Origin of the sequence: Pseudomonas sp. B21-053 (genome assembly GCF_026016365.1) — a bacterium.
Taxonomy (GTDB): Bacteria; Pseudomonadota; Gammaproteobacteria; order Pseudomonadales; family Pseudomonadaceae; genus Aquipseudomonas; species Aquipseudomonas nunensis.
Map to the genome: position 1 here is coordinate 1,002,834 of NZ_CP087205.1, position 19,104 is coordinate 1,021,937.

At 58.7% G+C, this 19,104-nt stretch carries 13 protein-coding genes and 1 pseudogene; 5 read left to right on the plus strand and 9 right to left on the minus strand.

The features are described 5' to 3' along the window. Positions 1–10: 10 nt before the first annotated feature. The 7 genes from LOY68_RS04500 to LOY68_RS04530 form a co-directional block, all read right to left on the minus strand. Positions 11–1,021 carry an ABC transporter permease subunit gene (locus LOY68_RS04500; RefSeq protein ID WP_054049982.1) on the minus strand — a complete coding sequence of 337 codons (1,011 nt, stop codon included), beginning with the start codon at positions 1,019–1,021 and terminating at the stop codon, positions 11–13. A 74-nt stretch (positions 1,022–1,095) separates the two neighbouring features. Continuing rightward, positions 1,096–2,691 carry an ABC transporter substrate-binding protein gene (locus LOY68_RS04505; protein WP_054049980.1) on the minus strand — a complete coding sequence of 532 codons (1,596 nt, stop codon included), beginning with the start codon at positions 2,689–2,691 and terminating at the stop codon, positions 1,096–1,098. A 79-nt stretch (positions 2,692–2,770) separates the two neighbouring features. After that, on the minus strand, positions 2,771–4,183 hold the full coding sequence (locus tag LOY68_RS04510; RefSeq protein WP_163908383.1) for an OprD family porin: 1,413 nt from the start codon (positions 4,181–4,183) through the stop codon (positions 2,771–2,773). A gap of 172 nt (positions 4,184–4,355) precedes the next feature. Next, a complete protein-coding gene (locus LOY68_RS04515; protein WP_054049977.1) occupies positions 4,356–5,957 on the minus strand; it encodes an ABC transporter substrate-binding protein in 1,602 nt (533 codons plus the stop codon). 302 nt (positions 5,958–6,259) lie between these two features. Continuing rightward, on the minus strand, positions 6,260–7,885 hold the full coding sequence (locus LOY68_RS04520) for an ABC transporter substrate-binding protein (RefSeq protein ID WP_054049975.1): 1,626 nt from the start codon (positions 7,883–7,885) through the stop codon (positions 6,260–6,262). A 259-nt stretch (positions 7,886–8,144) separates the two neighbouring features. Continuing rightward, positions 8,145–9,746 (minus strand): ABC transporter substrate-binding protein, encoded by a 1,602-nt coding sequence (locus LOY68_RS04525; protein ID WP_265043168.1) that lies wholly within the window; start codon positions 9,744–9,746, stop codon positions 8,145–8,147. Between the two features lie 842 nt (positions 9,747–10,588). Continuing rightward, a complete protein-coding gene (locus tag LOY68_RS04530; RefSeq protein WP_054049968.1) occupies positions 10,589–11,308 on the minus strand; it encodes an SIMPL domain-containing protein in 720 nt (239 codons plus the stop codon). A gap of 404 nt (positions 11,309–11,712) precedes the next feature. Here LOY68_RS04530 and LOY68_RS04535 point away from each other — a divergent pair, with 404 nt between their 5' ends. The 4 genes from LOY68_RS04535 (at position 11,713) to LOY68_RS04550 (ending at position 16,290) form a co-directional block, all read left to right on the plus strand. After that, positions 11,713–12,975, plus strand: coding sequence for an ATP-binding protein (locus LOY68_RS04535; RefSeq protein WP_054049967.1), 1,263 nt, complete (start codon positions 11,713–11,715; stop codon positions 12,973–12,975). Next, positions 12,968–13,528: a response regulator transcription factor gene (locus LOY68_RS04540; protein WP_265043171.1), complete on the plus strand. Its 561-nt coding sequence runs from the start codon at positions 12,968–12,970 to the stop codon at positions 13,526–13,528. The genes LOY68_RS04535 and LOY68_RS04540 overlap by 8 nt, the downstream gene beginning before the upstream one ends. A gap of 97 nt (positions 13,529–13,625) precedes the next feature. Further along, a complete protein-coding gene (locus LOY68_RS04545; protein ID WP_265043174.1) occupies positions 13,626–15,353 on the plus strand; it encodes an ABC transporter ATP-binding protein/permease in 1,728 nt (575 codons plus the stop codon). 187 nt (positions 15,354–15,540) lie between these two features. Next, positions 15,541–16,290, plus strand: coding sequence for a FadR/GntR family transcriptional regulator (locus LOY68_RS04550; protein WP_054616145.1), 750 nt, complete (start codon positions 15,541–15,543; stop codon positions 16,288–16,290). Positions 16,291–16,417: 127 nt separating this feature from the next. On the opposite strand, the gene LOY68_RS04555 is transcribed toward LOY68_RS04550, so the two are convergent. Both LOY68_RS04555 and LOY68_RS04560 read right to left on the minus strand, forming a co-directional pair. Continuing rightward, on the minus strand, positions 16,418–16,609 hold the full coding sequence (locus tag LOY68_RS04555) for a hypothetical protein (protein ID WP_265043178.1): 192 nt from the start codon (positions 16,607–16,609) through the stop codon (positions 16,418–16,420). A gap of 15 nt (positions 16,610–16,624) precedes the next feature. Next, positions 16,625–17,924: pseudogene (locus LOY68_RS04560) on the minus strand (phospholipase). A 238-nt stretch (positions 17,925–18,162) separates the two neighbouring features. Here LOY68_RS04560 and kdgD point away from each other — a divergent pair. Beyond that, entirely contained in the window at positions 18,163–19,074 is a 912-nt protein-coding gene (kdgD, locus tag LOY68_RS04565) for a 5-dehydro-4-deoxyglucarate dehydratase (protein WP_054049959.1), read from the plus strand. The last annotated feature ends 30 nt before the right edge of the window (positions 19,075–19,104 follow it).

Sequence of the window (19,104 nt, forward strand, 5' to 3'; positions counted from 1 at the left end):
CATGATGATCTCAGCGCTGGTGACGAATGCGTGGGTTGGCAAAGCCGTAGAGGATGTCCACCACGAAGTTGACCAGAATCACCAGGCAGGCGATTAACAGGATGCCGTTTTGCACCACGGGATAGTCCCGTGCGCCAATGGCTTCGATCAGCCATTTGCCGATGCCGGGCCAGGAGAAGATGGTTTCGGTCAGGACCGCACCGGCCAGCAACGTGCCGACTTGCAGGCCGACCACGGTCAGTACCGGAATCAGCGCGTTGCGCAGGCCGTGCACGAACACCACGCGCGCTGGCGACAGGCCTTTGGCACGGGCAGTACGGATGTAGTCTTCACGCAGCACTTCGAGCATCGAAGAACGGGTCATCCGCGCAATAACGGCCAGCGGGATGGTGCCGAGCACGATGGCCGGCAGGATCAGGTGATGCAGGGCGTCGAAGAACGCGCCGACGTCATCGGCCAGCAAGGTGTCGATCAGCATGAAACCGGTGCGCGGCTCGATGTCATAGAGCAGGTCGATCCGCCCGGACACCGGGGTCCAGCCCAGGGACACCGAGAAGAACATGATCAGGATCAGGCCCCACCAGAAGATCGGCATCGAATATCCCGCCAGGGAGATGCCCATCACCCCATGGTCGAACAGGGATCCTCGCTTGAGTGCCGCAATCACCCCGGCCAACAGGCCCAGGATGCCGGCGAACAATAGTGCGGCCATGGACAGTTCCAGGGTCGCGGGGAATAGAGAGCTGAACTCGGTCCAGACACTTTCACGGGTACGCAGGGATTCACCAAGGTCGCCGTGGGCCAACTTGCCGATGTAATCCAGGTATTGGGCATACAGGGGTTTGTTCAGACCTAGGCGTTCCATTGCCTGAGCGTGCATTTCGGGGTCGACCCGACGTTCGCCCATCATTACTTCCACGGGGTCGCCCGGAATCATGCGAATCAACGCGAAAGTCAGCAGGGTGATGCCGAAAAACGTGGGGATCAGTAACCCCAGTCGGCGGGCAATAAAACTAAACATCTTGTGTGCTACCTCATCAGCCGGTTAGGCGTGCCTGGCGTCCCGGGTGTCAGGGACGCCGGGAGTTTTCTTATCTACTTCACCTGGGTGGTGGCGAAGTTATTAGTGGTGAGGGGGCTAATGTGGTAGCCCTCTACGTTGTTGCGCATTGCGGTGAACATACGGGTGTGAGCCATGCTGATCCAGGGTTGGTCCTGGTTAAAGACCTCCTGGGCTTGTTCATAGAGCGCTGCTCGTTCGGCCGGGTTCACTTTAGCGCGGGCTTCGTCGATCAGCGTCTGGAATTTCTCGCTGCACCAGCGCGCGTAGTTTTCGCCGTTTTTGGCCGCCTCGCAACTGAGCATAGGCGTCAGGAAGTTATCCGGGTCGCCGTTATCGCCCGCCCATCCGGCAGAAACCATGTCGTGCTCGCCATTTTTGGCGCGCTTGAGCATTTCGCCCCATTCCATGACGCGGATGTCGATCTTGATCCCGACCTTGGCCAGGTCAGCCTGCATCATCTGCGCGCCGAGCATCGGGTTAGGGTTGGTCGGGCCACCGCCGTTACGGGTGAACAGAGTAAACGTGGTGCCTTCCGGTACGCCGGCTTCCTTGAGCAGGGCGCGAGCCTTGTCCAGGTCACGAGGCGGATTGGTCAGCTTGTGGTTGTAGCCCAACAGGGTGTCCGGGTACGGGTTGACCGCGACGGTCGCGTTGCCTTTGCCGAACAGCGCATTGACGTAGGCGGCTTTGTCGAAGGCGATGTCGATGGCTTTACGCACCCGAACGTCGCTCATGTACTTGTGGGTGGTGTTCATGGCGATGTACGAAACAGTCATCGCGTTCAGTTCATCGACCTTCAGGTTCGGGTCTTTCTTGATGCTCGGGATGTCATCCGGCTTCGGATACAGCGCGATCTGGCACTCGTTGGCCTTGAGCTTTTGCAGGCGCACGTTGTTGTCGGTAGCGATAGCCAGGATCAACGCCTCAGCCGGTGGCTTGCCACGGAAATACTCCGGGTTGGCCTTGAACCGCACCTGAGCATCTTTGGCGTAACGCTGGAAGATGAACGGGCCGGTACCGATTGGCTTGTTGTTCAGGTCGCCGGTCTTGTTGGCCTTGAGCAACTGGTCGGCGTACTCGGCGGAGTAGATCGAGGAAAACGCCATGGCGATGTCGGCCAGGAACGGTGCTTCGCGACGGGTCAGCGTGAACGTGACGGTGTTGTCGTCAATCTTCTCGACGCTTTTGAGCAGTTCCTTGAAGCCCATGCTTTCAAAGTACGGGAAGCCCACGCTCGACAGTTTGTGCCACGGGTGATTCGGGTCCAGCTGGCGCTGGAAGCTCCAGACCACGTCGTCGGCGTTCATGTCGCGGGTCGGCTTGAAGTAATCGGTGGTGTGGAACTTGACGCCTTTGCGCAGGTGGAACGTGTAGGTCAGACCGTCCTCGCTGATGTCCCAGGAGTCGGCCAGTGCCGGAATCACTTCAGTGGTACCGGGCTTGAAGTCCGCCAGACGATTGAAGATGGTTTCGGCCACCGCATCGGCTGTGACTGCAGTCGTGTACTGGACCATATCGAAGCCTTCCGGACTGGCTTCGGTGCAGACCACCAGGGGTTTCGCCGAGACGCCAACAGCGACACTCAGCAACGCGGCAGCGATGGCCGCACGTAGGGGAAGCATTTTCATCAAGAACCCTCTGCAATCGGTTGAACAGATAAAAGCCAAACGGCCGACTCGTCATGAGTCAGCCGTTGGCTGGTGTTTTTTACAGAATGTTGAATGGAACGGTGGTCACGAGACGGAACTCGTTGATGCTGCCGTCAGCCTGGTTTTCGCTGGCACGGTGAGTGGTGTAGGTCGCACGAACAGTGGTGGCCTTGAGTGGGCCGCTCTGTACGGCGTACGAAGTACCGATGCCGTATTCGTAATGGTGTTCGCCGTCCATGTTGCGTACGTCGTAGGCGGTGCCGGTGTAGTGAGTACCGTCGATGCCCCAGCCGCGAGCCTGGTAGATGTTGAACTTCAGGCCTGGCACGCCGTATTCAGCCATGTTCAGACCGTAAGCGATCTGGAACGATTTTTCGTTCGGGCCGTTGAAGTCGGACAGCAGGGAGTTGGCCAGGTAGATGCCGTTGGTTTCGTGCAGGTAGTCGAAGTACTCGTTACCGTTAACTTCCTGGTACGAGAAGGTCAGGCTGTGAGCCTGGTGAGTCAGGCCCAACGACAGGGAGTAGGTGTCGTTGTCGATTTCGCCCATCTCTTTTTTGCCGGCATCGACAGTTTTGTAGTAGTTCAGGCCGGTGGTCAGGCTCAGAACCTGGCTGTCACCCAGTTCGTGGGTAGCGCCGAAGTAGTACTGGTTCCAGAAGTCTTCAACCTGGGAAGCGTAGAGGCTGGTCTTCAGGCTTTTCAACGGCTGGTAGTTCAGGCCGACGATGTTGACGTGGTCGGTTTCAGCGTTGTTGTTGGTGTACTCGGAGCGGAATTTCGACAGGCTCTCTTCGGTACGCGGGGATACGCGATCAAAGGTGCCAGCGTCGAACGACAGGTTGTTCAGCTCTTCGCTGTGAATGCTCACACCTTCAAAGCTCGACGGCAGCGGACGGTTGCCGATGGTGTCGACGATCGGGGTGCTGAAGTTCTGGCGACCCGCGGTCAGGGTGGTGTTCGATACGCGGAACTTGACGTTGGCCAGGCCGATTTTGCTCCACTGACCTTGAGCGTCGCCGCCTTCTTTGGTCAGGGTACGGTTGTTACCGGCGCCTGGACGGGTGCCCGGTGCGCCACCGTTGTTGGACGCCAGGTCCTTGCGGTCGCGATCCAGCGCGATGGCGTTATAGGCTGCAACTTCAGTGCTGACACCCACGGTGCCCTGGGTGAAGCCAGAGGTGAAGTTGACGATGGTGCCTTGCACCCAGTTGATCCGGCGATCAGTCGGCGTTGCTACACCGTCCTTGCGGTAGGTGAAAGTGCCGCCACGTTTCAGTTGCTCGTTGGCGTACCAGTTACGGGTCGTGCCTTTAACGGTGGAGCCTTCGAGGAAGCCGGTCGCATCGGCTTGGGCGCTGGAGGTATTGACCGTCACCGGGGTGTATTCCTGGCTCTGGGTTTCCGCGTACGCCGTGGCGGTGATGCTACTGATGGCCAAGGCCAGGATCGCGGTATTGCTCAGTTTCATGGGTGAAGCTCCTTTCTTTCTTTTTTTTAATGCCGGTCTTTTTTGGTGATCCGGCTATTTGGTTAGAACTCATTTGAAGCATCGCAAACGTTTGCTGTAGGCCGGATCGGCGAATTACGGCAATACGCTTGCGTGAGGACGGAATCCGCCCTCAGCGTTTCTGGCTAGTCGGTTATTTTTCTATGCTGACACCCGAGAACACGTTGCGACCAAACGGGCTCACCTTGAACCCGTCGATTTTGGCGCTTAACGGCTGGTTTACCGTCGAGTGAGCGACTGGCGTGATCGGCACTTGCTGCTTGAGCAATTGCTGCGCCTGTTGGTAAAGCACGGTGCGCTGGTCACGATCGGTGACGATCTTGGCCTGCTTGATCAGCTTGTCGTAAGCCGGATCACACCACATGGAGTAGTTGTTGCCGCCAATGGCGTCGCAGCTGTAAAGCGTGCCCAGCCAGTTGTCCGGGTCCCCGTTGTCACCGGTCCAGCCGATCAGGCTGATGTCGTGCTCGCCATTCTTGGTGCGCTTGATGTACTCGCCCCATTCGTAGCTGACGATCTTCACTTTGAGGCCGATTTTCGCCCAGTCAGCCTGGAGCATTTCGGCCATCAATTTGGCGTTGGGGTTGTACGGGCGCTGGACCGGCATGGCCCAGAGGGTGATTTCGGTGCCTTCCTTCACGCCGGCAGCCTTGAGCAGTTCCTTGGCTTTTTCCGGGTTGTAGGCGGCATCTTTGATGCTGGTGTCGTAGGACCATTGGGTCGGCGGCATGGCGTTGACCGCCAACTGCCCGGCGCCCTGATACACGGCGTTGAGAATGCTTTGTTTATTCACCGCCATGTCCAGCGCCTGACGCACTTCGAGCTGGTCGAACGGTTTGTGCCGCACGTTATAGGCGATGTAGCCGAGGTTGAAACCAGGCTTCTCGATGAGCTTGAGTTTCGGGTCGTTCTTCAGTGCCGTGACATCGGCAGGGCGCGGATGCAGGGTGATCTGGCATTCGTTGGCCTTGAGCTTCTGCACCCGCACCGAAGCGTCGGTGTTGATGGCGAAAATCAAGTTGTCGAGCTTGACCCGGCTTGGGTCCCAGTACTGCTTGTTGCCGGTGTAGCGGATGTTGGAATCTTTCTGGTAGCTCTTGAACACGAACGGCCCGGTGCCGATCGGCTTCTGGTTGATCTCGCTCGGTTTGCCTTCGGCCAGCAGCTTGTCGGCGTATTCGGCGGACAGAATGGCGGCGAAGCTCATGGCGATGTTCTGGATGAACGCGGCGTCCACGCTGTTGAGCGTCATGACCACGGTCAGCGGCCCGGTCTTTTCGACCTTGGCGATGTTCTTGTTCAGGCTCATCCCGTTGAAATACGGGAACTCGGTTGGATAAGCCTTACGAAAAGGTTGTTGCGGATCGAGCATGCGATTGAACGTGAACAGCACGTCGTCGGCATTGAAATCGCGGGTCGGCGTGAAGTAGGGCGTGGTGTGGAATTTCACTCCTTCGCGCAGGTGGAAGGTGTACGTGAGGCCGTCTTCGGAAATATCCCAGCTCGTTGCAAGGCCCGGTACGACGTTGGTCGCGCCCTTTTCAAATTCTGCCAACCGGTTGTATAGCGGCTCGGCGGCGTCGTTATCGGTCGCAGTGGTGTACTGCGCCGTGTCGAAACCGGCGGGGCTGCCTTCAGAGCAGAAGACCAGGCTGTTATTGGCGGCCTGGCTGATGGAAGTGGCGGCCAACAGGCCGGTGCCCAGCAATGCGGATAAAACCAAGGTATGGCGCATAACGCTCCCTCTTTTTTTAGTGTTTAACAATGAGCCGCCGTCCCGTCCTGAGACGTGGAGGCTTCATTGATCTCAAACCAATGCACGCAGCAAACCGAAGGCCCACGCATAAACTGGTCAGAACCCGACGGTATGGGCCGTGGGTCTGGCAGTAAATGCGGAAAAGCCTGAAAAACTCGTAGGAAAAGCCGACACGTCCTAAACGTCTGCGGTAGTCCGCAGTGGTTTTGGCTGTCAGAGAATTCCTACATTCCCGGCAGATAAAGCAACGGCGACGTTAAATACGCCGCCGTTGCCAAATCTTATTTGCTGACGCTGACGCCGTAGAAGGAGTTCAAGCCGAATGGGCTGATCTTGAAGTCCTGCACGTTGTCGCGCATGGGTTGGAACACCGTCGAGTGAGCGATAGGTGTCATCGGAACAGCGTCTTTGAGGACGTGTTGCGCCTGTTTGTACAGTTCGGTGCGCTTGCCCTGGTCGGTCGTGCGCTTGGCTTCTTTTACGATGCCGTCGAACTTCTTGTCACACCACTTGGAGAAGTTGTTGCCCTGCAGCGAGTCGCAGCCGAACAGCACGTTGAGCCAGTTGTCCGGGTCACCGTTGTCGCCGCTCCAGCCAATCAGCATCGCGCCGTTTTCGCCGCCTTTGGAGCGCTTGATGTACTCGCCCCACTCGTAGGTCACGATCTTGGCCTTGATACCGATCTTGGCCCAGTCGGACTGCAGCATTTCAGCCATCAGTTTGGCGTTCGGGTTGTACGGACGCTGAACCGGCATGGCCCACAGGTTGATCTCGGTACCTTCCTTGATGCCCGCTTCCTTGAGCAGCTCTTTGGCTTTCTCAGGGTTGTACGGCGCATCCTTGATGGTGGTGTCGTAGGACCATTGGGTTGGCGGCATGGCGTTGACGGCCAGTTGACCAGCACCTTGGTAAACGGAGTCGATGATCTGCTGCTTGTTGACGGCCATGTCCAGTGCTTGACGCACTTTCAGTTGGGCCATCGGGTTCGGCTGATCGCTGCCCTTGATCTTGTCCATCACGTTGTAGGCGATGTAACCCAGGTTGAAACCAGCCTGGTTAGGCACTTTCAGTGTCTTGTCTTCTTGCAGCGCCTTCAGGTCGGCCGGACGTGGGAACAGAGTGATTTGGCACTCGTTCTTTTTCAGCTTCTGAATACGTACCGACGGGTCGGTGGTGATGGCGAAGATCAGGTTGTCGATCTTCACGTCGTCAGGCTTCCAGTAGTCCTTGTTCCCGGTGTAGCGGATGTTGGAGTCTTTCTGGTAGCTCTTGAACACGAACGGACCAGTGCCGACCGGCTTCTGGTTGATGTCGGCGGCTTTGCCTTCCTTGAGCAGCTGGGCAGCGTACTCGGCGGATTGCACGGACGCGAAGCTCATGGCCATGTTCTGGATGAACGCGGCATCAACTTCTTTCAGAGTGAACTTGACGGTTTTGTCGTCGACTTTATCGATTTTGGTGATGTTGGTATCCATCCCCATATCGGTGAAGTACGGGAATTCAGTCGGGTACGCTTTGCGGAACGGATCATCCTTGTTAATCATGCGATTAAAGGTGAACAGCACGTCGTCGGCGTTGAACTCACGAGTAGGCTTGAAGTACGGGGTGGTGTGGAACTTGACGCCTTCACGCAGGTGGAAGGTGTACGTCAGGCCATCGGTGGAGATGTCCCAGCTGGTCGCCAAACCTGGAATAACAGCGGTGCCGCCGCGCTCGAATTGAGTCAAGCGGTTGAACATGGTTTCTGCAGAGGCGTCGAAGTCGGTTCCGGTGGTGTACTGACCAGGATCAAAACCGGCCGGGCTCCCTTCGGAGCAAAACACCAGGTTAGTCGCCGCTTGGGCGAAAGGTGCGGCAGCTAATAAGCTGGCGCCGACTAAAAACGGAATGACCGCGTGTTTAAGCATGGTGGCCTCATGATTTGTTGTCATTTTTGGAATTAGAGGACGACCTCGTGAGTCGTGCCTGCGGATACTTATGCAGGGGCCATACCCATTGCAAGATCCAGAACGGCCACAAGTCTTAAACAGTGGCACGAACGTACCTTAATGTCGCATATGTATAAATATTGACGCATTTGACCGTTTGCGCACGTTTTTTACGGTGCAAAAGGCGCCCCACGACAGGGCAACCGGGGCGTATGGCGCACCCGGTTGGCGCGTGGTGTTACTTATTTATACCCACGCCATAGAAGGGCGTGAGGCCAAACGGGCTGATCTTGAAGTCGGTCACTTCCTTGCGCAGTGGCTGGAACACCGTCGAGTTGGCGATCGGTGTAATAGGCACTTGCTCCTTGAGGATTTTCTGCGCCTGCTGGTACAACTTGACCCGCTCGTCACGGTCGGTCGACACCTTGGCCTGCTGGACCAGTTTGTCGTACGCCGGGTCGCACCACTTAGCGTAGTTGCTCCCTTTCACGGCTGCACAGCTGTACAGCACACCGAGCCAGTTATCCGGGTCACCGTTGTCGCCGGTCCAGCCGTAGATCATCGCGTCGTGTTCGCCGTTCTTGGCGCGCTTGATGTACTCGCCCCACTCATAGCTGACGATGTTGGCCTTGATCCCGACCTTCTCCCAATCCTGCTGGATCATCTGCGCCGACATCCGCGCATTCGGGTTGGAGGCGCGTTGCACGGTCATGGCCCACAAATTAATGGTGGTACCCGGCGCAACCCCTGCTTCCTTCAGTAGCGCCTTGGCTTTGGTCGGGTCGTGGGGCGCGTCCTTTATGTTCGGATCAAACGACCATTGCGCCGGTGGCAGGGCGTTCTGCGCGAGTTGGCCGGCGCTCTGGTAGACGGCTTTGATGATCGCCGGTTTGTCGATGGCCATGTCCAGGGCCTGGCGGACCTTGAGCTGATCCAGCGGCGGGTGGGTCACGTTGTAAGCCAGGAAACCGAGGTTGAAACCGGCCTGTTTGAGCACGGTCAGGTTCGGGTCTTTCTCCATGACTTCGATGTCCGCCGGGCGCGGGTAGCCGCTGACCTGGCATTCGCCGGCCTTGAGCTTCTGCAAACGTACGGCGGCGTCGGGGGTGATCGAGAACACCAGGTTGTCGATCTTCACGTCCTCGGGTTTCCAGTACGCCTTGTTGCCGGTGTAGCGGATCTGCGAGTCCTTCTGATAACGCTTGAACACGAACGGCCCGGTGCCGACCGGCTTCTGGTTGATGTCTGCGGCTTTGCCTTCCTTTAATAGCTGCGCGCCGTACTCGGCGGATTGCACTGAAGCGAAGCTCATGGCCAGGTTCTGGATGAAGGCGGCATCGACGTTGTTCAGGCTGAAGCGCACGGTGTGCTCGTCGAGCTTGTCGACACTCTTGATGGTTTTGTTCAGGTCCATGTCGGTGAAGTACGGCGACTCGGCGGGGTAGGCCTTGCGGAACGCGTTCTCAGGGTCGAGCAGGCGCTGGAAGGTGAACAGCACGTCGTCGGCGTTGAAGTCTCGGGTCGGGGTGAAATAGTCAGTGGTGTGGAATTTCACGCCGTCACGCAGATGGAAGGTGTAGCTGAGGCCGTCCTGGCTTACGTCCCAGTTTGTCGCAAGGCCGGGTTCGACTTCGGTGCCGCCGCGTTTGAATTGGGTGAGGCGGTTGAAGACGGTTTCGGCCGAGGCGTCGAAGTCGGTGCCGCTGGTGTATTGGCTGGGGTCGAAGCCGGCGGGGCTGGCTTCGGAGCAGTAGACCAATGTTGTGGCGGCTTGGGCGAAGGGGGCTGCGGTGGCTAGGGCGATTGCGAGCAGGAGAGGTTTGACGGTGGTTCTTTCCATGGAGTCCCCGGGGGATTTGGGTAGCGGTATACGCTGAGAGTAGCGTTGTTGAGCGGTTGGGCGGAAATATCGTTTTTTCAGGGGGACCCCTGGTTCTTGGAATAGCCCGGGGGGTGGTGGCGGCCTTTGGGCCGACCATGTTGTTGGTGGTTTGGGGGTATATCCGTTTCTGCGGTTAGGGCGGCTGGCGGTTTCGCCCTTACGGCGAGTCCCTTTTGGCAGACGCCCCAAAAGGAACCAAAAGGTCTCGCCCCGGCGTCCGGCCCCTCGCTTAGGCTCGGCGTGCCTTCGTTCCGGTGTTCATCTGGGGGCATCGCCTACGGTCGGCTTCGCTTCGACCTCCTCTCGATGTGTGCGGCTTCGCCGCACGGCGCTACGCGCCTTCCCCCCAGATGAACACCTCCACTCAGCCTCCCGAAGGGGCGGGTAGGGCAAGATCAAGGGCAGGCGAGCTAACGCTCGGCCTTGAGTGGTTAGAAGCGGGGCGGTGTGCGCTGGGCTGCTTCTGCTTCTGTAGGAGCGAGGCTTGCCCGCGAAGGCGTCCTGCCAGCCGACCCATTTCTCCCAGCTGTACTCGATCAAAACTGTAGGAGCGAGGCTTGCCCGCGAAGGCGTCCTGACAGACGACCAATCTCTCCCGGCTGTACTCGGTCAAAACTGTGGGAGCTGGCTTGCCCGCGAAGGCGGCCTGTCAGCCGACCAATCTCTCCCGACTGCCCTCGATCCAACTGTGGGAGCGAGCCTGCTCGCGAAAGCGGCAGTTCATTCACCACAGAAACTATGGGCAATAAAAAACGGCGATCACTTCTGTGATCGCCGTTCTTATGTTCGGGTTTATCGATTCAAGGTGTCATCAACACTTCAATCGATCCATCCGCTGTCATGCTGACCTGGCTGGTGCCGGCCTCAACTTCTGGTGTGACCGGTGCCGAGTCCATTCCCGCGGCTTTCATCATCATCGGCGCGCGCATGTAGGGTTGTGGGTAGCCGTTGCTGTTCAGGTTCAGGTTGACGATTTTGTAGCCCTTGCCACCCAGCGCGTCGGTAGCCAGTTGCGCGCGGGCCTTGAAGGCGGTGACGGCGTCTTTGAGCAGTGCGTCTTCGCTGGCTTTGCGGGTTGGGGTGGCGATGGCGAAGTCCATGCCGCCCATTTTCAGGTCGGTGAGCAGTTCGCCGGTCAGTTTCGACAGGGCGGCGAAGTCGGAGCTTTCCAGGCGCAGTTCGGCGCGTTCACGCCAGCCGGTGATTTTCTGGCCCTTGGTGTCGTAGATCGGGTAGCTGTTGCGGCTGCCTTGGCGCAGGGTGATGTCTTTGACTTGTTTGGCCTGGGCCAGGGCCTTGTTCATGGTGGTGCTGACGTCGGCGGCGAGTTTGGCCGGGTCGGTGTTTTGTTCTTCGGTATAGAGGGTCACGATCATCAGGTCGCGGGCCACTTCCTGACTGACTTCGGCGCGCAGGGCAATCTGGTTGTAGTGAAGTTCGTCGGCGGCCAGGGCCGGGAGGCTGGCGATGGTGCCAACGCTAAGGGCGAGGAGGGCGGCGCTGCGGCGAAGTGTGTGCATGGAAAGCTCCTTGAAGGGGCGCAGGGGTTAAGGTCCGAGCCTGCGTGAAACCATCAGACTCTAGCTTTTATGATCCGGTTCGCCCAGTTACAACTTCTATACAGATAAACGCGATCCGGTGTAGCAGCTGCCGAGCTTGCGTTCGCGTGTAGCAGCTGTCGAGGTACGAGGCTGCGTTCGGCTGCGTAGCAGTCGTAAAACCTGAGCTCGCGGTTTTACTGAAACACCGTGTTGCCTGATTTAACGGCTGCTTCGCAGCCGAACGCAGCCTCGTGCCTCGGCAGCTGCTACAAAGGTATGAAGTTGACCACTGCCATGTGGCCGTTTGCCGCACTTTTGCCTGTCAGCCCCTGTGCTTGGTTATACTCCGTGCGATCCGCCTGGAGCGCTCATCAGGAGAGCTCATGCTCGCCGCCGTTCAAATCACTTCCGCGACTCGCCAGAATCTCTGGCGGCTGACGTTCATCCGCACTTTGGTGCTGGCCGCCCAGGCCGGTTCCGTGGGCCTGGCCTACTGGTTCGATTTGCTGCCATTGCCCTGGTTTCAACTGGCGATGACCCTCGGCTGTTCGATGCTGCTGTGTGCCTTCACGGCCATTCGCTTGCGCACCTCGTGGCCAGTCACCGAGCTCGAATACGCCGTGCAACTGGCCTGTGACCTGTTTATCCACAGTGCCTTGCTGTATTTCTCCGGCGGTTCTACCAACCCGTTCGTCTCTTATTACCTGGTGCCGCTGACCATCGCTGCCGTGACCTTGCCTTGGCGCTTTTCGCTGATCCTGTCCGGCATCGCCCTGGCCATGTACACCTTGCTGCTGGCGCGCTTCTACCCGCTGCAAACCTTCCCGATCGCCCGGGAAAACCTGCAGGTGTACGGGATGTGGCTGAGTTTCGCACTCGCTGCGGCCGTCATCACCTTCTTCGCCGCGCGCATGGCCGAAGAGTTGCGCCGTCAGGAAGAGCTGCGCGCCATTCGCCGTGAAGAAGGCCTGCGTGATCAGCAGTTGTTGGCCGTGGCGACGCAAGCCGCCGGTGCTGCTCATGAATTGGGGACGCCACTGGCGACCATGAGCGTGCTGCTCAAAGAGATGCAGCAGGATCATCCCGACCCGATGTTGCAGGACGATCTGAAGGTGTTGCAGGATCAGGTCAAACTCTGCAAAGAAACCCTGCAACAACTGGTGCGCGCCGCCGAGGCCAATCGCCGCTTGGCTGTGGAGATGCAGGACGTCACCGACTGGCTCGACGAAGCCCTGAACCGCTGGCACCTGATGCGCCCGGAAGCCAGTTACCGCTTCCAGCGTCTCGGCCAGGGCACGGTGCCGCGCATGGCGCCGCCACCAGACTTGACCCAGGCATTGCTGAATTTGCTCAACAACGCCGCTGACGCCTGTCCCGAAGGGTTGCAAGTGACCCTGGACTGGAATGCCGAAGATCTGACGATCAGCATTCGCGACCACGGCGCCGGTGTGCCGCTGGCCATCGCCGAGCAGATTGGCAAACCGTTTTTTACCACCAAGGGCAAAGGTTTCGGCCTGGGCCTGTTTTTGAGCAAGGCCAGCGTGACACGCGCCGGCGGCTCAGTGAAACTCTACAGTCATGAGGAAGGCGGCACGCTCACCGAGCTGCGCCTGCCCCGTGTCGCCCGAGGAGACGAACATGAGTGACGAGATCCAAGTAGAAGGCGAAGAACTGCCGCATTTGTTGCTGGTCGATGACGACGCCACTTTCACCCGCGTGATGGCCCGTGCCATGGCCCGCCGGGGTTTTCGCGTCAGCACCGCCGGTTCCGCCGAAGAAGGCCTGGCCATCGCCCAGGCCGACCTGCCGGACTACGCCGCGCTCGACCTGAAAATGGACGGCGATTCGGGCCTGGTGCTGCTGCCCAAGTTGCTCGAGCTCGATCCGGAAATGCGCGTGGTGATTCTCACCGGTTATTCGAGCATCGCCACCGCCGTCGAGGCAATCAAGCGCGGCGCCTGCAACTATCTATGCAAGCCGGCCGATGCCGATGACGTGCTGGCGGCGCTGCTGTCCGAGCACGCCGATCTCGACACCTTGGTGCCGGAAAACCCGATGTCGGTGGACCGCCTGCAGTGGGAGCACATCCAGCGGGTGTTGACCGAGCACGAAGGCAACATCTCCGCCACGGCCCGCGCCCTGGGCATGCACCGCCGCACGCTGCAGCGCAAACTGCAGAAGCGTCCCGTTCGTCGCTGAACCTGCGCTGAATGAATGCATGCCGCTCCTCGCGGGGAACCGAACCGATCATCTATGATCGGTTCGTGTGTGTTCTTTTCTCTATCGAGCCTTATCCATGAATCAGAACGCTGAATATTCCGCGGTCAATGATGCGGTGCGCGGGCAGTTTTTCCGCAAAGTCTGGGCGATGATCACGCCGTATTGGTCCAGCGAGGAGAAGGTCAAGGCCTGGACGCTGTTGATCGCGGTGATTGCGTTGTCGCTGCTCAGCGTGGGGATCTCGGTGTGGTTCAACACCTGGTACAAGGATTTTTACAACGCCCTGCAAAAGAAAGATGAAGCGGCCTTCTGGAAGCTGATTCTGTATTTCTGCGGGATCGCGGCGGTGGCGATTGTCGGCGCGGTATACCGGCTCTACCTGACGCAGATGCTGACCATCCGCTGGCGGGCCTGGCTCACCGAAAAGCACTTCGCCCGCTGGCTCGGCAACAAGAATTACTACCAGCTGGAGCAGGGCGGTTACACCGATAACCCGGACCAGCGGATTTCCGAAGACCTCAACAACTTCACCTCCAATACGCTGGAACTGGGCATCGGTTTACTGCGCAACATTGTCAGTCTGGTGTCGTTCTCGATCATTCTGTGGGGCGTGTCGGGCAGTATTGAAGTGCTCGGTTTCACTATTCCCGGCTATATGTTCTGGTGCGTGCTGGTCTACGCAGTGATTGGTAGCTGGCTGACCCATTTGATCGGTCGTCGTTTGATCGGCCTCAACAACCAACAACAACGCTTCGAAGCCGACCTGCGTTTCTCCATGGTCCGGGTTCGCGAAAATGCTGAAAGCATCGCCTTGTACAACGGCGAGCCGAATGAAAACCGGCGCTTGAGCAGCCGCTTCGGCCTGGTCTGGCACAATTTCTGGGACATCATGAAGGTGTCCAAACGCCTGACTTTCTTTACCGCCGGTTACAGCCAGGCCGCCATCATCTTTCCGTTCATGGTCGCCGCGCCCCGCTATTTCGCGGGCAAGATCGAACTTGGCGAACTGATGCAAATCAGTTCAGCGTTCGGCAACGTGCAGGAAAGTTTCAGCTGGTTCATCAGTGCCTATCAGAACCTGGCGGCGTGGCGTGCCACCTGTGATCGTCTGCTGAGTTTCCATCAGGCCATGCGCGATAACGAAGAGCGTGCGCCCGCCATCGACGTGCAGAACCAGGGCTCGGCGCTGAAAATCCACAACCTCGGTCTGGACCTTGCCGACGGTCGTCACTTGCTGACCAACGCCGACATGACCGTGGAAGAGGGTGACCGCGTCATGCTCAGCGGTCGTTCCGGCAGCGGTAAATCGACGTTGCTGCGGGCGATGGGCCATTTGTGGCCGGCGGGCCACGGCAACATTCGACTGCCGGCCGCGCGTTACCTGTTCCTGCCGCAGAAGCCGTATCTGCCGATTGGCACCTTGCGTGAAGCGCTGAGTTATCCACAGCCCGGCGACACCTATCCGCCTGAGCGTTACGTGGAAGTGCTGGAAACCTGCCGCTTGCCGCATCTGGTGGCGCGACTGGACGAGGCCAATCACTGGCAGCGCATGTTGTCGCCGGGTGAACAGCAACGCTTGGCCTTCGCCCGCGCGCTGTTGTATGCACCGCAATGGCTGTACATGGACGAAGCCACGTCGGCGATGGATGAAGAAGACGAGGCGTCGCTGTATCAAGCGTTGATCGATGAGTTGCCGGGGCTGAGCATTGTCAGCGTCGGGCATCGCAGCAGCCTGAAGCGTTTCCATCCACGACATATCCGTATCGACAACGGGCATCTGGTGGATCAAGCCGTGACCGCCTGATAAGCACAGTCCCCCGTAGGAGCTGCCGCAGGCTGCGATCTTTTGATCTTAAAAATCAAAGTCAAAAGATCGCAGCCTGCGGCAGCTCCTACAGGGGTTAAGCGTATCCCGCAGGTCAACGGTGATCGTACAACCCGCTTGCGCTATGATGCGCTTTCAGCCGAATTTTTCGAGACAGACGTTCACCATGGAAAACCCGATCGACGCACCTCGCCTCCCTCGCAAGCGCCGCAGTCTCGCTCAGGAACTGGTGACGGTGCTGTCCGAGCAGATCCGCGACGGTCAGCTCAAGCGTGGCGACAAGTTGCCCACCGAGTCGGCGATCATGGACGCCCATGGCGTCAGCCGTACGGTGGTGCGCGAAGCGATTTCCCGTTTGCAGGCTGCCGGGCAGGTTGAAACCCGTCATGGCATCGGCACCTTCGTGCTCGACACGCCGAGCCCGAGCGGTTTCCGTATCGACCCGGCGACCGTCGTCACCCTGCGTGATGTGCTGGCGATTCTCGAACTGCGCATCAGCCTGGAAGTGGAATCCGCCGGCCTCGCCGCCCAGCGCCGTAGCGCCGAGCAGTTGGGCCTGATGCGTGCGGCGCTGGACGCCCTCAACGAAAGTGCGTCCCACGCCAGCGATGCCGTGGCCTCGGACTTCCAGTTCCACCTGCAAATCGCCCTGGCCACCGGCAACCGCTACTTCACCGACATCATGACCCACCTGGGCACCAGCATCATTCCGCGCACGCGGTTGAACTCGGCGCGCCTGGCCCATGACGACCAGCAGCACTACATGAATCGACTGAGCCGTGAACACGAAGAAATCTACGACGCGATCGCCCGTCAGGATTCCGATGCGGCGCGGGCGGCGATGCGTTTGCATTTGACGAATAGCCGCGAGCGGCTGCGCCATGCGCATGAAGAGGCAGAGGCGCAGCGCGGCTGAGATTTTCGTCGACTGACAAGACCCCTTCGCGAGCAGGCTCGCTCCCACATTGATTGTGTGATCGACACACATCCAGTGTGGGAGCGAGCCTGCTCGCGAAGAGGGCAGTAGCCTCGCCGCATCTTTTCTAGATGGTCTTCAAAATCGACCGATCCACCCGCACCGCCAACTCAGCAGCCCCAGCCTTGGCCTCAAAAGCCACCAGCCCCTGAGCATCCACAACCCCTCGCGCAATCGGCAGCCCCTTGGACAGCAACTCCAACGGCGCACCTTTCAATGATTGGCCCGAAGCCAGTTCCAGTTTCAATTTAATCGTCATATTCAGATTTCCTTATCAGGCGACATTGCCAGTCGGGTGGTAGTCCTTGAGCAGCAAATAAGTGCTCCAGCCCCACCAGTCATCCACGGTGGCGGTGTCATTTAAGTTGTTCACATCCTTGCGCCGCAGAACCTTGCTGCCCTCAATGCGGAACAATGGCGAGAAATTGCTCGCCAGGTTCAGCACCGCTTGCAGGTCGGGCAACTGTTTCAGCGCCGCAAAACTGCTGGGCGCCGGCACCGTGCCGCTGAGATAAGCCGCGAACACTTCATCCGCCGACAACTGAACCGCTGCGTTGACGTGCAAGCGATTGGCGCTGTCGATGGCGTCGAAGTAGCGCTTGTCCCCATAGGCGCGCCATTGCTCGCCGTTGCCATTACGCACGTTCAGGCCGAACTTGCTGTCTTCGTCGTGCATGAAACGGGGTGATCAGCGAGCCTAGATCACTCGGCGTGACCGCGGCTGCCAACGCCTTGCGCGGCACTCGCAGGTGGCCGGCGGAAAACAGGTCGGTGAGGAAGTGATCGGCAAACGCATTCATCGCGTAGGCGACTTCCAGCTGTTTTTCGTCACGACTGGCGTGGGCCGCCGCTGCGTGTTGCAGCGCCGCGATGTGACCGGCGATGTAAGCCTGTTGCGCCCATTCGCCAAAGTGGTCGGCGTTGTTCGCCGCCAGTTTCAGATAACGCCCCAACGGGAACAGCGCCGAGACAAAACTGCCGCCGCCGGTGATCTTGTTCCACTCTTCCGACAACGTATCACCAAGGGCGTCATAGGCTTCGTGGGGTTGTTTACCGTCCTTGATCGCCTGTTTAACCGCGTCGATCTCTTTTTGCATCACCGCGAGGATTTTCACTGCCTCGACCTTTGATGCGGACAACACCGCCAGCGTGTCGAAAGCCGCGATAAAGCGATTCAGACGATCCGCCGGCGTGGCGCCGTCGCTCACTGGCCGATCAGGAATACCGTAGAAATCACCGCCCAATGCCAGCACCTGGCCGTAAGTTGGCGCGAGCCCATTGGGCAGGTGCAATTGCACATCATGGGCGAGGATCGGCGCGGCGTTTTCGACGAAGCGCAGCAAGGTTTGGTCGCCAATAGCGGTGTGTTCGCCGCCCTCGAACTTCAGCACCGGTTTGCCTTTCAGGGCTTTACCGGGAAGTGAGGTGGGTTGATGACTGTGATGCTCGGCAATGTGCAGCACCAGGTGATCGTTGTCCCCGGCAATGGCGATGCCGTGTTCAGAAAAAAGATCATCGAAACGGGCAATCACCGGTTTCGGTTTTTCCTGGGTTTGAGTGTGTAGACCTGACATTTCTAGCTCCTTGATATGTCGTAGGTAGGTTCTTAATGTGCTGTATGTATATACAGTAAAATCGAGCCTAGTCGAGAATCTTCCTACGTCAAGAAATCACCTGTTCTGACTCAAATTTTGCTGTCGGCGATGAAATGCAGTTGACGGTTGTATTTTAAGTTGTACGATGACTTACAACTTCGGCCAAGGCTGAACTGTTTTCTCACACACAAACGTCGCAACCCAGGGTGTTCGAATAATGAATCCACAAGAACTGAAGTCCATCCTCTCTTCCGGTCTGCTGTCTTTCCCGGTCACCGACTTCAATGCTCAGGGCGATTTCCATCGCGCTGGCTATATCAAACGTCTCGAATGGCTGGCCCCATACGGCGCCACGGCACTGTTCGCCGCAGGCGGCACCGGTGAGTTCTTCTCTCTGGCGGCCAGCGAATACTCGGAAATCATCAAGACTGCCGTCGACACTTGCGAAACCAGCGTGCCGATCCTGGCGGGTGTTGGCGGTTCGACCCGTCAAGCCATCGAATACGCTCAAGAAGCCGAGCGCCTGGGCGCCAAAGGCCTGTTGCTGCTGCCGCACTACCTGACCGAAGCCAGCCAGGACGGCGTTGCCGCCCACGTTGAAGCCGTGTGCAAATCGGTAAAAATCGGCGTGGTGGTCTACAACCGCAACGTGTGCCGCCTGACCGCGCCATTGCTGGAACGCCTGGCCGAGCGCTGCCCGAACCTGATCGGTTACAAGGATGGCCTGGGCGATATCGAATTGATGGTGTCGATCCGTCGTCGCCTCGGCGATCGCTTCAGCTACCTCGGCGGTTTGCCGACCGCTGAAGTCTACGCCGCTGCTTATAAGGCACTGGGCGTGCCGGTTTACTCCTCGGCGGTGTTCAACTTCATCCCGAAAACCGCGATGGATTTCTACCACGCAATCGCCCGCGAAGATCACGCCACCGTCGGCAAGATCATCGACGACTTCTTCCTGCCGTACCTGGACATCCGTAACCGCAAAGCCGGTTACGCAGTGAGCATCGTCAAGGCCGGGGCAAAAATTGCCGGCTACGACGCAGGTCCTGTGCGTGCACCGCTGACCGATCTGACCGGCGCAGAGTACGAAATGCTCGCCGCACTGATCGACAAGCAAGGTGCTCAGTAACACAACCGATTAAATAAGGCCGCTGAGTGA